Genomic DNA, 14,564 nt, shown 5'->3' on the forward strand with positions numbered 1-14,564 from the left:
AGGGCGTGACCAGATGACCGCAAGCGATGAGAACATCGCCGCCGACGAGCGCAGATGTCGAGTCTCCGCAGCCCTTGATTGCAGGGATCGACCAGGTCTTCGGAAATGCGGCTTGCCGAGCGCGATAAAGCCGCAAGTCGGGTCGTCCTCCCCCCGTCTCATGCCGTCCCGCCGCGCGCGAAGCGCGGGGGGCGCCCCGCGATGGGCGTCGACATTTGCCTTTCTCCAGCGCTCGAAAGGCTCCCACATCGGCGCTGCGAGGCGGCGTCGGCGCGCGCGGGGCGCGGCGGCTCCCCGGCGCGACGAAACGGGGCAGAACGCTCACCGGGCGCGGATTCAGACAATGCCCTTTCGCCGTCGCCGACGCGGCAGGCTCTGCACACGCGCGGTCAGGCACGCAGCCTGCTCTCCACGCCGTTCAACATGCCGGCGCGGGCCCGAGGGCCGTAGCAGGGCATGGAAGGAGGACGGATGGTTCGCTCAATCGATATGAAGATGGCGCACGCGGCGATGCTCTTTTCTGTGTTGATGACCGGGTGCGCAGTCGACGCGGTGGCTCCGCAAGAGGCGGACTCGGACCAGGCTGACGTCGACGTGGCGTCGAGTGAGCAGGCGTTGGAGGCAGACGAAGCGACGGACGAGGAGACGCGGGGCGGCGGCCTGATCGGCGCGCCCGGGGTGCCGGGCAAGACCGATATCGGCCAGGGCCCCATCAAGGGCGGCCCGCTCCAGGGCCCCGGCGGCGTCGGACAGGGCCCCATCAAGGGTGGCCTCGGCGGCCCGCTCCAGGGCCCCGGCGACATCGGCCAGGGCCCCATCAAGGGCGGCCTCGGCGGCCCGCTCCAGGGCCCCGGCGACATCGGCCAGGGCCCCATCAAGGGTGGCCTCGGCGGCCCGCTCCAGGGCCCCGGTGACATCGGCCAGGGCCCCATCAAGGGCGGCCCGCTCCAGGGCCCCGGCGGCGTCGGACAGGGCCCCATCAAGGGCGGCCTCGGCGGCCCGCTCCAGGGCCCCGGCGGCCCGCTCCAGGGCCCCGGCGACATCAGCAAGGGCGGCCTCGGCGGCCCGCTCCAGGGCCCCGGCGGCCCGCTCCAGGGCCCCGGCGGCCCCGTTGGTCAGGTCGGGCAGATGCCCGGCGGCCCGGTCGGGCAGATGGGCGGGATCCCCGGCCTCGGCGGCTACCCGGGAGGCCTGGGCGGCTACCCGGGGGGCATGGGCGGATTCGGGTGGCCGCTCGGCATGGGCGGCTATCCGTACGGCGGCTTCGGCTTCCCCGGCGGCTTCGGCGCGCCGCTCGGTGGCTTCGGCGGCGGTGGGTGCTGCGGCGGAGGTGGTCTCCCTGGCTTTCCCTGACGTCGTTCCCTGGGCGCGACGGCCACGCTGCCGCCGCGAGCCGTGGTGAATCGATACGAGGATCCGCCCGAACCTGCGGGGAGAGTCACATCAGCTCCCCGCGAGGCGGGCGGCCCGTCCGTCGACCCCGCGAAACGTTGGACCCCCGCCGCGCGGTCGAGGCAGCATACGGGGATGGAAGACGTCCCCCTCCTAGAGCGCGAACCGGAGACCAACATCTTCGGCGAATCCATGGCGGTGTTTCACACCGCCGCGGACCTCATCGGCCTGGCTCCCCGCATCCGGCTGGAGCTCGAGCAGCCCGACTACGAGCACATCTTCTACATCACCACGCAGCTCCAGGACCGCCTCGTCCCCTTCCGCGGAGAGGCGGCCACGGCCTACGAGCGGCTCCCTGCGTCGGTGATCCCGAACCGGGCCGCGATCACCCCGCTCTTCAACGGCAAGCTCATCCTCCGCCCCGAGGCGCTCCGGAGCGGCTCGATCCACGTGCAGGACGGAGCGATCCGCCTCGGCGACCAGGGACTTTACCGCATCCAGCCCGGCGCGTTCGTGCGCTTCAAGGCCTATCGCGTCCAGCACAACCAGGCGCGAGGGCCTTACAAGGGCGGGCTGCGCTTCCACAAGGCCGTGTCGCTCGACCTGTTCAACGCGCTCGCCGCCGAGATGACGTGGAAGACGGCCATCGCCGATGTCCCGTTCGGCGGCGCCAAGGGGGGTATTCGCATGGATCCGCGCGAGCACAGCAAGGAGGAGCTCGAGGCGATCTCGCTCCGGTACATGTACCGGCTGAAGCAGCTCGTCGGGCCCAACGTGGACATCCCCGCGCCGGACGTGGGCACGAACGCCGAGGTGATGGCGTGGCTCCTGCGCCAGTACAGCGACGGCGAGCGCGAGCGGGTCAATCACCGCGGCGTCGTCACGGGCAAGGACGTGCGCATCGGCGGCTCCGAGGGGCGCGTCAAGGCGACCGGGCAGGGGCTCGCGTACTGCATCGAGGAGTGGTACGCGCAGCGCGGCGCCTCCCTCGCGGGGGCGCGCTTCATCGTGCAGGGCTTCGGCAACGTCGGCTCCGCCGCCGCCGAGATCCTGTGCCGGATGGGCGCGCGGTGCGTGGCGGTGCAGGACGCCGACGGCGCGATCTACGACCCGAACGGCATCGACGTTGGCGCGCTGATGACCCACGTCAACGAGAACCCGCAGAACCTCCGGCGGTCGGTCGCCGGCTACAGCGGCGCCCAGGCGATCGCGCGGGACGATTTCTGGAGCGTGGACGCGGACATCTGCATCCCGGCCGCGCTCGGCGACGCCATCACCGGCGAGGTGGCCGAGCGGCTCAAGGCGAAGCTCGTGGCCGAGGGCGCCAACCGGCCGACAACGACCGAGGGCGACAAGGTGCTCGCGGAGCGCGGCATCAGCGTCATCCCCGACATCATCGGCAACGCGGGGGGCGTGACCGTCTCCTACTACGAGTGGGTCCAGAACAAGCGCATGGAGCACTGGACCGAGGGCGAGGTGAACGCGCGGCTGGAGCGCGCCATCAAGAGCAACTACCGCCTGATCTGCGACATCGCCGAGGACCGGCCGCGCCGCTCGGAAGATCACGACTCGACCAGGCTCGTCCTGGGCAAGCGCCTGCCGATGCGGCTCGCCGCGATGGTGCTCGCGCTCAAGCGGATCGAGGCGCACTACATGCTGGAAGGGTTCTCCCAATGAGCTCGGCGAAATGACGAGAGCGGCGCGCGTCCGGCGCTCGATCGGTCGGTTGGGCGGCCGGACGCCCGCCCGGCGAGGGCTAACGAGCGACGCCGTACCCGAGCTTCTTGATGCCGTAGACCTTGATCTTGTGCTGGAGCGTCCGCAGCGGCAGCTCGAGGCGACGCGCCGCCTCCGTCTGGTTCCAGTCCGACGCGCGCAGCGCCTCGAGCAGGAGCTCGGCCTCGATCTGCTCCAGGCGCGTCTTGAGGCCGACCGTGGGCGCCGACGCCTGCCCCGGATCGGACGCGCGCGAGGGCAGCGGCTCGGACGGGCGCGAGGGCAGCGGCTCGGACGCGCGCTGGGAGAGGGCCGGCGCGACGCCGGGCTCGGACGAGCGCGAGACGTCGACGGCGCGGGAGGGCGTGGGCGGCGAGCTGGGAGAGGTCACCGCCAGGCGGATGCGCTCGGGGAGATCGCGCGCCATGATCGCCTCGCCCTCCGCGATCACCACCGCCCGCTCGATCGCGTTCCGGAGCTCACGCACGTTGCCGGGCCACGAGTAGCACTTCAGGAGGGCCAGCGCCTCGGGCGCGAGCGACTGGACCCTGCTGATGTTCGCCGAGTTCGCCTGCGCCAGGAAGCCCGCCGCGAGCGTCGCGATGTCGTCGCGGCGCGCGCGGAGCGGCGGGATGCTCAGCGTCATCGCGTTCAGCCGGTAGAGCAGATCGAGCCGGAACGTGCCCGCGTCGCACATCGCGTCGAGATCGCGGTGCGTCGCCGCGATCACGCGGACATCGACCTCCAGCTCCTTGGTCGCGCCGACGCGCGTCACCCGCTTGGTCTCGAGCACGCGCAGGAGCGCGGCCTGCGCGGCCGCGGGCAGCTCGCCGATCTCGTCGAGCAGGACCGTGCCGCCGGTGGCCGCCTCGAAGACGCCCTTGTGCTGCTGGCTCGCCCCGGTGAAGGCGCCGCGCTCGTGGCCGAAGAGGGTGCTCTCGACGAGCAGCGCCGGGATCGCCCCGCAATTCACGCAGATGAGCGGCTCGCCGCGGCGCGGGCTGCGGTCGTGGATGAACCTCGCGAGCACCTCCTTGCCCGTCCCGGTCTCGCCGCGAAGGAGCACCGGGATCGAGGAGCGCGCGGCCCGCAGCGCCACCTCGACGAGCGATCGCATGAGCGGGCTCTTGGTCGCGAGGAGGTGGCCGTCGGCCTCCCACTGGCTCTCCGGCGGCGCGCCCGGCGGGCCCGCCTCGTCGGGCGGCCGGGTGCTGTCGACCTTCGGCGCGACGTAGAACAGCGCGCCCTCCGGGGGCGCGAGGCGCACGGGCTCGGCGGGCGTGGCGCTCCGCGACGCCTCGTGGCTGACCTCGATGAGCTTGTCGATGGACGTCGCGGCGTCGGGGGACACGGCGACCCCCGAGACCAGCACGGGCTCGCCCTCGCGGCGCGCGACGATCGCCTTCGCGAGCTCCTCGGCGAGCTCGGGCGTGACCTCGGGGAGCAGGATCTCGAGGGTGTCGGCGCTGTAGAACGCGACGCGATCGACGGGCCTCAGCGCCTCGCGCACGCGGAGCCCCCAGTGGCGGAGGTGGCTCGCCTGCGCGCCGAGCGAGCGGACCACGACGAGCGCGAACTTGCGGCCGAAGAACCTGGACCGCACGATCTCGGCCTGGAGCGCGAAGCGGAGCGCGTCGGAGCCCTCCAGGCCGAACGGGGGCATCTCGCCCCCGGAGAGCACGTGGACCGACGCGACGATGCCGCCGAGCAGCACCTCGTCCCCGGCCTTGACCACGCCGCTCTCGACCCGCTGCCCTGAAATGCGCGTCCCGTTGCGCGAGCCGAGGTCCTCGACCACGACCTCGCCGCCCACGAGCGTGAAGCGCGCGTGCCGCCGCGAGATGCTCCTGTCCCGGATCACAACGTCGGCCGGGGGCTCCCTGCCGACGACGACGCCGACGCCGGGGTTCATCGGAGCCATCTCGACGCCGTCATGATGATAGATGAGCAGGAGCACCCGCCGCTTCTCCGAGCGCGCGCCCTGGAGGAGCTCACCTGTCTTGATGGACAGCGGCGCGGTCGTCGCCATGGGGCCGGTCCTGTAACCGCTCACACTGCCCAACTACGCCTCATTCCTTCCAACGGCAACCGGGAAGCGGCGGCGCCCCCGGCCTTCGACGAAGGCGCGCGGGAGCGAGCAGTCCTCCTCGCGCTCGCGGCGCTCGCGGCGCTCGCGGCGCTCGCGGCGCTCGCGGCGCTCGCCTCGCCGCGTGTCCGCGCCGCCGACGGGCGTTTTCGGCGTTTTCGCTGCCCGCGCGCGCTTTCGTCGAAGGCCGGGGGCGCCGCGCGGGGCGTCCGCATGGTAAGGAGGTCGTATGCTCCACCTCAACGCCGAATGGACACAGGTGCTCCGCCGGTACAAGGAAGACCACCAGGATCCACGCAACCAGGCGTGTCACCAGGTCGGCATACCGCTGATCGTCGCGAGCTTCCCGGTGGGCGCGACGCTCATCGGCCTCCCGCTCGCGGCCGCGATGTTCACGGCGGGCTGGGGCTTCCAGCTCGTGGGCCACTACTTCGAGGGAAAGAAGCCGTCGTTCGTGGACGACAAGCGGAGCTTGGTCATCGGCGTGCTCTGGTGTCTCGAGAAGTACGGCCTGCACGTCTTCGAGGAGACGCCAGCCCCCTGACGCTCCTCGCCAGGCGCTTCCCAAGCGCGGTCCACGTGCACGGCTGTGACGTGGACAGATCGGCCTCCTGCCTCGGAAAACCATGGAACATGGTTTTCTCTGCCACTGTGCTGCATCGCGCAAAGCTTTCTTGACGTGATGAACGCACGGTCGTACCTGTGTCGCGGGCGGGCGACGACTCTTCCTCTCTCGGGTTCTCGGCAGGCACCGCGCCCGCCGGCGCATCGACGTCCGTCCAGCGCGTGCGCCTGTCCAGGCGAGCTCCCGGAGCGTCGTGAGCGGCCCACCGCAGGCGATGAGATGGACGAGGACGAGGAGACGGGGGATGGGGGCTGCGGGGAGCATGAGGGGGAAAGTCGCCGTGATCACGGGGGGCACCTCGGGGATCGGGCTCGCGACGGCATGCGCGCTGGCGCGGCAGGGGGCCCGGGTGACCGTGCTCTGCCGCCGGACTGGCTCCGACGGCGCGAGGAAGCTCGCCGCGCTGAAGGCGCTGGGCGAGGTCAGCCTCGTCGAGTGTGACCTCGGCCGGCTCGCCTCCGTACGCGCGGCGGCCCGCCAGGTGGCCGACCGGTGCCGGGTCGTTCACCTGCTCGTGAACAACGCGGGCGTGTTCCTGCGTGAACGAGCGGAGTCGGCCGACGGCCTCGAGATGACGTTCCAGGTGAACTACCTGTCGCATTTCCTGCTGTCGAACCTGCTGCTCGACCGGCTCAAGGCCGCGCGCGGCGCGCGCGTCGTCAACATGGTCGCGCCGGTGGACAGCATCCGGCTCGACTTCGACGATCTCATGTCGAAGCGCTCCTATTCGTTCCTCTCCGCCTCGGCGCGGTCGAAGCTCGCGCTCGTGCTCGCGGCGCGCCGCCTCTCGGAGAGGCTCTCGAGCACCGGAGCCCAGGTGCTCTGCTACTACCCTGGCCTCGTGCGCTCAGGGCTGTTCGAGGGGACATCGCGCGTCCTCAAGGCGCTGATCGACGTCGTGGGCGCGACCCCGGCGCAGGCCGCCGCGAACCTCCTCGCGATCCTGGCCGACACGGCGCCTACCGGGAGCCCCACCTTCTTCGAGCGGACCAGGGCGAGGCCGCTCAAGGGAATGGCGACCGACGCCGAGGCGGCCTCGCGGCTCTGGGAGATGAGCTCGAGGCTCGTCGGCTTCACCTGAACGGACGCCCCACCCGGCTCATCGAGGTCCCCGCTTCTTGAGCTCCGCAGCGAGCGACGACTGCACGCGCTCGACCTCCCGGCCGATGGCCCGCACCGCCTCCGTCGCGCTCTCGAGCGTCCCCGCGCGCGCCTCCCGATCGAGCCGCGCGCAGAGCTCCTTCAGGCTGAAGGCCGCGAGCGCGTCGGCGCTCTCGTAGAGCGCCCAGGCGAGCCGCTCGAGCTCGCCGAGCGCGCCCTGCGCCGCGGCCTCGCGCATCGAGGCCACCCGGGTCGGGGCCTCCGTGAGGAAGAGCTCGATCACCTCGGTGACGACGTCGGGCTCGACGGCGCGGAGCCCGCCCCGCGTCCGTGAGGAGGCGGGCTGGCCGCGCTTCGACGTCGACGGGGGCGAGGGCGTGACCAGGGTCGGCGGAGCGAGCTCCACGCTCGGCGGCGCGCCGTCGAGGTGGGCGGCCTCGTAGGCGCCGGACCGCGACGCCGCGCCGGGAGGCCGCCGCGCGCGGTCGCCCTCGTCCTGCCTCGGCGGCTTCGATGAGGCCGCCGCTCGCGGCGACCTCGGCGGGTGCGCGCGCGCCCCGGCGGACATGTGCTCCGGCGGCAGCCCTGCGAGCAGCCGCAGGCTCGAGTGCAGCTGCGCGCGCCGGATCGGCTTGATGAGCACGGCGTCGACCTCGGCGCGGCTGGGCGCCTCCCTGCCGGCGTAGGTCATGAGGCCGACGCGAACGGGCGCGATCGCGGGGTCCGCCTTGATGTGCTGGAGCAGCCTCAGCCCGTCGAGATCGGCCAGCTCGAGGTCGATCAGCACCATGTCGTAGTCGGCGCCGGCGTCCGCCGCCTCGCGCAGCGCGGCCAGCGCGGCGGCGCCGCTGCCCGAGGTGCGGCAAGCGAGCCCGAGCTCCTCGATCAGCTTTCGCACCACCTGGCGCACCGAGCCGCTGTCGTCGACCACGAGCACCCGCTTCCCGGGCAGGTCGATGCGCGGGATGAGCGCGCGCTCCGCGCCGCGCGCGCGCCGCTCGAACGGCAGCGCGAACGAGATCCCATGCCGGCGCGCATCGATGTCCGCGGGCTCGCAGAGCTCGCCGCCCATCGCGACGACCAGGCGCTTCGCGATGGCCAACCCGGACGCGATGCCGAGATCCCGCCCGGGCGCAGGCCGCGCTCCCCCGGCCGGCACGCCCGACGCGCCCGGCGCCGCCGCGCCGTCCGCGCGCCCTGCTCCGCCCGTGAGGCGCACATCGAAGCGCACCCGCGCGCGCGATCGCTCGGGCGCGGCGTCGAGCCTGCCCTTCGCCTCGTCGTTGCGGGCCGCGTCCAGCGCGGCGCGCACCAGCACCTCGCCTCGGGGCGCCGCGCCGATCGCGGTCGCCACGACGTTCTGCAGGATCTGCCGCAGCCGCGCGGCGTCTCCGCGCACCGCCGCCGGCACGTCCGGGTCGACGTCGAGCACGAGCTCGGTCCCGCCGTCATGCGCGCGATCGCCGAGCAGCTCCGCCGCGTCCTCGATCGCCCGGCGCAGATCGAAGTCGGCGTGATCGACGAGCGGCCCGCGGCCGTCCGGCTGGCCGAGCGAGATGAGATCGTCGACCATCGAGAGCACCGCGTCGCCGCTGCTCCGGATGCGCCGCGCCCAGGAGCGCTGCTCCGGGTCGAGCTCGCTGTCGAGCAAGAGGCTGCTGAACCCGACGATCCCGCTGAGCAGCGTCCGGATCTCGTGCCGCATCTGCGCGACCGCGCTCGCCTCCCCCTCTTCATGGGCGAGCGCCCTCGGCCGCGCGGCCGGCTCCTGCGGCGCGAGCGCGCGCTCCGCGGACTCGCTGCTCCTCGTGCCGGGGCTGCTCTCTGGACCGCTCCGGCGCTGCTCTTTGCCTGCCATCGACGCCCCGCCACGCCTCAGCCGCCCGCCCCACGCGGACCCCACGGCGCCGGAGCTTCAAGTGTACTGCTTACAATGCCCCGGAGAGAAGCTCGCCGTGCGCGCCGCGATGAGCGCTCCGCGCCATCTCCACGTCATCCACGCCATTTGCGCAATGTCAGCGCGCGATGTCAGCGTCCGTCAGCTCCGGCGCCCCGCGTCCCGCGCCACGGCGGGGGCGCTCGGCGGCGTCTCCCGCGGCTCGCGACGCGCGTGGGGGCGGCGCGCGTCCCCGAGCGCCGTCACGACGACGCGCTCGCGATCGACCGCCGCTTCCGCCGAGAGCACGCTGACGGCCGACGGGTCCTCGGACGACGCGAGCGCGCGCCGGCTGTGCCCGAACAGGCGCAGGAGCAGCTCCGGCGGGGCGAAGTCGAGGTCGCTCTCGTGGACGAAGAGCCGCCCGAGGTGCTCGGCGTAGGCGCTGGCGAGCACTTGGAAAGGGATCCTGTCGAAGGCGAGCGCGCGCCGGCGGCTCGCGGCCGCCGACCCGAGCAGCGCCGCGAAGAGGGTCGTGTAGATGGCGCGCAGCCTGATCCGCATCGAGGGCGGGCTGCGCTTCAGGGCCTCGCGCAGGAAGTGGACGTTGAGCGGGACGTGGAACGACTCGTCGCGCGTCAGGATCGTCAGCATCTGGCGCACCGCCGGGTACCGGGCTTCCCGCAGCGCGAGGCGGTAGGTCGTCGAGCCGATGGTCTCGAACATGAGGTTCGTGAGCACGATCGTCTCCACCCGCCTCGCGCGGCCGTACAGGCGATAAAAGGTGCCGGTGACGCGGCCCATCGGCCGGACCTCGCCGCCGATGTGCGCGAGGAACTTCGTGAGCAGCTCGCGATGCCACCCCTCCTCGTCGCCGTAGAGCCGCAGGCACTCGCCGAGCTCGGGGTCCCAGCCGCTCACCTCGTCGGCCAGGGCATGCGCCTGCATGAGGCCGGACTCCTCGGCGCGGAACGCGGCGTTGAAGAAGGCGATCGCGGCCTGGCGCTCTCCCTCGCTCTCCCACGGGATCGGCCGGGAGAGGTCGAGCTCTTCCTCGTACATCCGCTCCGCGCGGCGGCGCAGCATGGTGAGCCACCACGAGGTGGGACGCTGGACGGGAGGCTTGCGGGAGATCGTCTGGGGCGCTGCAAAAAGCATCGGGCAAGGAGCCCGTCGGTGGCGGATGAGGAGCCGTCTCCTCGATCGCACAGGACGGGACGGGGCGGGCGGCACCATAGCGCAGTTGTTCGGCGCGGCGCACCCGGGTGCGCGGCGCGCGCGTCGCGAAGACGCGCGCCGAGGGCGGAAGGCAGCTCGGGGTCGACGGCTCCCTGCGCGCTCGCGCGATCGCCCCGACGGGCGGCGCCGGGCGGACGACCGGGGGGCATGTCGCTCGGGGGCACACGCCGTGCAACCGCCGTGCGTGGCCCGACTCGACGCCGCGCGGCGCCGCGCCAGACCACGCGACGCCCCCCGCGCAGAGCGAGACGCGCGTTCGTCGCCGTGGCGCCCTTTGTACGCCCCCCCGGGTGGGATACCATAGTCGACCCACTGTGTTCTTCGAGCAGCTCGAGCTCCCCCTCGGAGGGCTCTATCCCCAGACCGAACCCACGCGCATCCCACGGACCCGGCGCGTCTTCGTCAACCGCAACCTCAAGCTGGCGGGGATCGACTGGGTCGGCTTCGACATGGACTACACCCTGGCGATCTACAACCAGACCGAGATGGACAACCTCTCGATCCAGGGGACCGTCACGAAGCTCGCCGCGCGAGGCTACCCCGAGGAGCTCCTGCGGCGCCTCCGCTATCCGATCCACTTCCCGATCCGCGGCCTGCTGATCGACAAGCGCTTCGGCCACGTGCTCAAGATGGACCGGTTCAAGGTGGTCCAGCGCGGGTACCACGGCCTCCGTGAGCTCACGAAGGACGAGCTCCGGTCGCTCTACCAGCACCGCAAGATCCGGCCGAACACCGCCCGCTACCACTGGATCGACACGCTCTACGCGCTGAGCGAGGCCACGCTCTACGCCGGCATCGTCGACGCCCTCGAGGAGCGCGGCGTCGCGCTCGACTACGCGCGGCTGTTCACCGACATCCGCGAGTGCATCGACGAGGCGCACCGGGACGGCACCATCCTCGACGTCGTCCTGTCCGACCTGCCGCGCTTCGTCGAGCGGGACCCGAACCTGGCGCAGACGCTCCACAAGTTCCGCTCGGCGGGCAAGAAGCTCTTCTTGCTCACGAACTCGCGCTGGCCGTTCACCGAGAAGATGATGACGTACCTGCTCGGGGACGCGATGCCCGAGTACCCGAGCTTCCGGCACTACTTCGACGTCATCGTCGTCGCCGCGCAGAAGCCGGCGTTCTTCCAGGAGCGCCGCCCGCTGCTCATCCGCGACGGCGCCGAGCCCCGCCCCGCCACGGCGCCGCTCGAGCGCGGCGCCATCTACGAGGGCGGCAACCTCAACGACTTCGAGAAGTTCCTGAACATCTCCGGCGATCGGGTCCTCTACGTCGGCGATCACATCTACGGCGACATCCTCCGCTCCAAGAAGGAGAGCGCGTGGCGCACGGCGATGATCATCCAGGAGATGGAAGCGGAGGTCGCCGCCCACGAGTCCTGCCGCCGCGAGCACATGGAGAGCGCCCTGCTCGAGGGGCGCCGCGAGGAGCTCGAGGACCAGCTGCGCTTCTACCAGCAGCGCTACAAGGACCTCACCCGCAAGATTGAAGAGGAGCAGCAGAAGAGGAACGGCGCGACCAACGGGGGCGGAGCGCCGCTGCTCGCGGAGGCGAACGGCGAGCACGTCCAGATCGACTACGCGACGTCGTTCTACGAGGCCGAGCGGGGCCGCACCAAGCGCGCGGTCGAGCGCATCCGCGGCCAGCTCCGGGCCGTCGACGCGGAGGTCGGCAAGCTGGAGCGCGAGATCGCCCGCCGCTTCCACCCCTACTGGGGCTCGCTGCTCAAGGAGGCGAACGAGACGTCCAGCTTCGGCGATCAGGTCGAGGAGTACGCCTGCATCTACACGTCCCGCGTCTCGAACCTGCTCGCCTACTCGCCGCTGCAGTACTTCAGGAGCCCGCGCGACCTGATGCCGCACGAGCTCTGATCGCCGAGGCCTCCGCGCCGGTGCGCGGGCGCCGCATGAGGAGATCGCCATGAGCATCGCCCGCCCCCGCCCGCTGTTCGTCGCGCTCGTCGCCCCCGCCCTCCTCGTCGCCGGCTCCGCCGGCTGCGGCAAGCGGGCCTGCTTTCACTGGACGGAGCTCGAAGGGGCGTGCCCGTCGAGCGACGAGGCGCGCGTGTTCTTCGAGAACCCAGGCTGCGTGAGCTCCATCGAGTCCATCGACAGCGAGGCGGATTTCGACGGCGAGCTCTGCTGCTACGACGTCACCACGGTCGACACCGGCGACGAGCGGTGCACGACGGTGCAGGGGCCGATGTCCGGCGGCGCCGGCGGCGGACGCCCCCCCATACCCAAGTAGCCCGGGGCGCAGCGCGCGGCCTGCGGGCGCGCCTGCGCCGCGTCACTTGCAGCAGCGGAAGCCGGTCGAGTAGTCGTGGTACCCGGGCGAGTGCGCGGTGGTCTTGTACTCGCAGCCGTCGCCGTGCTTGGCGCTGTCGAGGTAGTAGCCGCCGCGGAAGGTCCCGCGCGGCGCGCTCGTCCACTCGTGCAGGTTGCCCACCATGTCGTTGACGCCGAAGCTGCTCCTGCAGCGGCGGAACGCGCCCGCGGGCGCCAGCGTGCCCGGGAGCTGGTTCAGGCGGTCGTCGTTCATGTTGGCCCACGTGAACGCCGACTGCGGGGCCTCGCCCCCCTGGCCGAAGTAGCGGTTGAACGACGAGACGCCGCTGTCGTTGCAGGCGCCGCGCTCCCGCTCGCGTCCGTAAGGGAACACCGTCGCGCGCTTGCCCTTGCACGCGGTGACCCACTCGTCGTCCGTGCAGAGCCGCTTGCCGGCGTTCTGGCAGGCGGCCTCGGCCTGATCCCGGCTGATGTACGCCTGCGGCTTCACGCCGCGCCGGCTCACCGCCTTCACCTTCAGCTTGCCGACCGGCTCGAACGGCGAGTGCCGGCGCTTTCCGCCGCCGGAGAGCAGCTCGACGGTGCTCGCCTCGAAGCGATCGATGCAAAACGTCCCGCGCACCGAGGCCATTCCCGCGGGGCACGCGGCGCGCGCGGCGGCGGCCGGCCGGGGGCTCGGCAGCCCGAGGACCGCGAGGCCGAGCGCCGCGACGCCCGCGGCGAAGAGCGGCGAGCGCGCGAGCGACAGGACGGGCCGGCGCGCGAGGGGGTGAGGCGGGAGAGGCGGTCGCATCGCGGAGAGGCCCAGACCCGGGGCGAGCTTCCGGCCATAGCCGATCCCCGGCGCGGCGGGCAAATTGCCGCAGCTCGCGGAGGCGGGCCCGAAGGCGCGCGTGTGCGCGCTGCTGCGTGTGCGCGCTGCTGGCGCTGGACGAGCGGGCGATTTCGGTCACGCTGCCGCTCCCATGACAGCCACCGCCCCGCCCGACGCGGGCGCCACGGCCGCGGGCTCGCGCGGCGACCTCCCCGCGCCCGCGGGCTCGCCCGGCGATCTTCCCGCGGCCCTGCTCCGGAGCTCCCCCGCCGACTTCGTCGTCGAGGAGCTCCCCGCCTACGCGCCGAGCGGCCGCGGCGAGCACGTGTTCGTGACCTTCCGCAAGACGGGGCGCACCACGCCCGACGCGGTCCGGGCCATCGCGCTCGCGCTCGGGGCCGACCCGGGCAGCGCCGGCTTCGCCGGCATGAAGGACCGGCACGCGATCACCACGCAGACCGCATCGTTCCAGCTCCCCCTCGCGCAGGATCCGGCGCCCCTGCTCGAGAAGGCCGAGCTGCCCGGGATCGAGGTCCTCGCGGTCGCCCGCCACGACAACAAGCTCAAGCCGGGGCACCTCCTCGGCAACCGGTTCCGGATCGCGCTCCGGGGCATCGCCCCCGCGGCGCTCCCGCTCGCCGAGCGCCGCCTCGCCGAGATCGGCCGCGCCGGCGTGCCGAACGCGTTCGGGCCCCAGCGGTTCGGAAGGAACGGCGACAACCCCGAGCGCGCGCTCGCGTGGATCTCGGGCCGGGAGCGCGGGCCCCGCGACAAACGCGAGCAGCGGCTGCTCTTCTCGGCGCTCCAGTCGCTCTGGTTCAACGAGGTGCTCGCGCGCCGCGAGGCGGACGGCACCTGGAGCGCCGTGCTCCCCGGCGATCTCGCCAAGAAGCGCGACAGCGGCGGGCTGTTCCTCGTGCCGCTCGAGGGCCCGGAGCTCGCGGACGCCGAGGCGCGCGCCGCGGCGCTCGCGATCTCGGCGACGGGCCCGATGTTCGGCCGGAAGATGCGCTGGCCCGAGGGCGCCCCGGGCGCGCTGGAGCGCGAGGTGCTCACGGCGGCGATCGGCGACCCTCACAAGCTCGACGCGTTCGCCCACGCCGGAGAAGGCACGCGGCGCCCGCTGCGCCTGGAGGTGGACGGCCTCGAGGTGTCCGCCATGGAGGCGACCGCCGGGGGCGCGGCGGAGAGAGCCACCACGCCAGAAGCCGCGGACGATCCCGATGTACGGCACGGAATCGTCGTCTCGTTTGTGCTACCGAAGGGCGGCTACGCGACGACCGTCCTTGGGCGAGTCTTCCGGCTCGTCGACGCCTCCGCCCCCCGGCCCTCCATCGGCAGGCCGGGGGCGGCGAGCGCCCCTCCTCCGGAGGAGGACGAAGTCGAGGAAGGGCAGCCCGCCGTCGATCCGTAACTGGTCTTCG

The 14,564-nt window shown here is 72.7% G+C and carries 11 protein-coding genes; 7 read left to right on the top strand and 4 right to left on the bottom strand.

Translation table 11 applies throughout. The features are described 5' to 3' along the window. Window positions 1-471 precede the first annotated feature (471 nt). On the top strand, window positions 472-1,353 hold the full coding sequence (locus WMF19_RS24550) for a hypothetical protein (RefSeq protein WP_437901352.1): 882 nt from the start codon (window positions 472-474) through the stop codon (window positions 1,351-1,353). Between the two features lie 174 nt (window positions 1,354-1,527). Next, window positions 1,528-3,069: a Glu/Leu/Phe/Val family dehydrogenase gene (locus WMF19_RS24555; protein WP_437901353.1), complete on the top strand. Its 1,542-nt coding sequence runs from the start codon at window positions 1,528-1,530 to the stop codon at window positions 3,067-3,069. A gap of 79 nt (window positions 3,070-3,148) precedes the next feature. Here WMF19_RS24555 and WMF19_RS24560 read toward each other — a convergent pair whose 3' ends face one another. After that, entirely contained in the window at window positions 3,149-5,137 is a 1,989-nt protein-coding gene (locus WMF19_RS24560) for a sigma 54-interacting transcriptional regulator (RefSeq protein ID WP_437901354.1), read from the bottom strand. A gap of 286 nt (window positions 5,138-5,423) precedes the next feature. Between WMF19_RS24560 and WMF19_RS24565 the strand changes: the two genes are divergently transcribed. Both WMF19_RS24565 and WMF19_RS24570 read left to right on the top strand, forming a co-directional pair. Further along, window positions 5,424-5,738 (top strand): Mpo1-like protein, encoded by a 315-nt coding sequence (locus WMF19_RS24565; RefSeq protein WP_437901355.1) that lies wholly within the window; start codon window positions 5,424-5,426, stop codon window positions 5,736-5,738. A 343-nt stretch (window positions 5,739-6,081) separates the two neighbouring features. Beyond that, window positions 6,082-6,900 carry an SDR family NAD(P)-dependent oxidoreductase gene (locus WMF19_RS24570; RefSeq protein WP_437901356.1) on the top strand — a complete coding sequence of 273 codons (819 nt, stop codon included), beginning with the start codon at window positions 6,082-6,084 and terminating at the stop codon, window positions 6,898-6,900. Between the two features lie 18 nt (window positions 6,901-6,918). On the opposite strand, the gene WMF19_RS24575 is transcribed toward WMF19_RS24570, so the two are convergent. Next, window positions 6,919-8,778, bottom strand: coding sequence for a response regulator (locus tag WMF19_RS24575; RefSeq protein WP_437901357.1), 1,860 nt, complete (start codon window positions 8,776-8,778; stop codon window positions 6,919-6,921). Between the two features lie 180 nt (window positions 8,779-8,958). Then, window positions 8,959-9,882 (bottom strand): ferritin-like domain-containing protein, encoded by a 924-nt coding sequence (locus WMF19_RS24580; RefSeq protein ID WP_437901358.1) that lies wholly within the window; start codon window positions 9,880-9,882, stop codon window positions 8,959-8,961. 467 nt (window positions 9,883-10,349) lie between these two features. Here WMF19_RS24580 and WMF19_RS24585 point away from each other — a divergent pair, with 467 nt between their 5' ends. Both WMF19_RS24585 and WMF19_RS24590 read left to right on the top strand, forming a co-directional pair. Continuing rightward, on the top strand, window positions 10,350-11,909 hold the full coding sequence (locus tag WMF19_RS24585) for an HAD-IG family 5'-nucleotidase (protein ID WP_437330962.1): 1,560 nt from the start codon (window positions 10,350-10,352) through the stop codon (window positions 11,907-11,909). Window positions 11,910-11,958: 49 nt separating this feature from the next. Continuing rightward, window positions 11,959-12,285: a hypothetical protein gene (locus WMF19_RS24590; protein ID WP_437901359.1), complete on the top strand. Its 327-nt coding sequence runs from the start codon at window positions 11,959-11,961 to the stop codon at window positions 12,283-12,285. A 42-nt stretch (window positions 12,286-12,327) separates the two neighbouring features. Here the strand turns inward: WMF19_RS24590 and WMF19_RS24595 are convergent, their stop codons facing one another. Beyond that, window positions 12,328-13,119, bottom strand: a complete 792-nt coding sequence (locus tag WMF19_RS24595; protein WP_437901360.1) for an SUMF1/EgtB/PvdO family nonheme iron enzyme — start codon at window positions 13,117-13,119, stop codon at window positions 12,328-12,330. 172 nt (window positions 13,120-13,291) lie between these two features. Between WMF19_RS24595 and truD the strand changes: the two genes are divergently transcribed. After that, complete coding sequence (gene truD, locus WMF19_RS24600; RefSeq protein WP_437901361.1) at window positions 13,292-14,554, top strand: tRNA pseudouridine(13) synthase TruD; 1,263 nt, start codon at window positions 13,292-13,294, stop codon at window positions 14,552-14,554. The last annotated feature ends 10 nt before the right edge of the window (window positions 14,555-14,564 follow it).

Origin of the sequence: Sorangium sp. So ce124 (assembly GCF_051525235.1) — a bacterium.
GTDB lineage: Bacteria > Myxococcota_A > Polyangia > Polyangiales > Polyangiaceae > Sorangium > Sorangium atrum.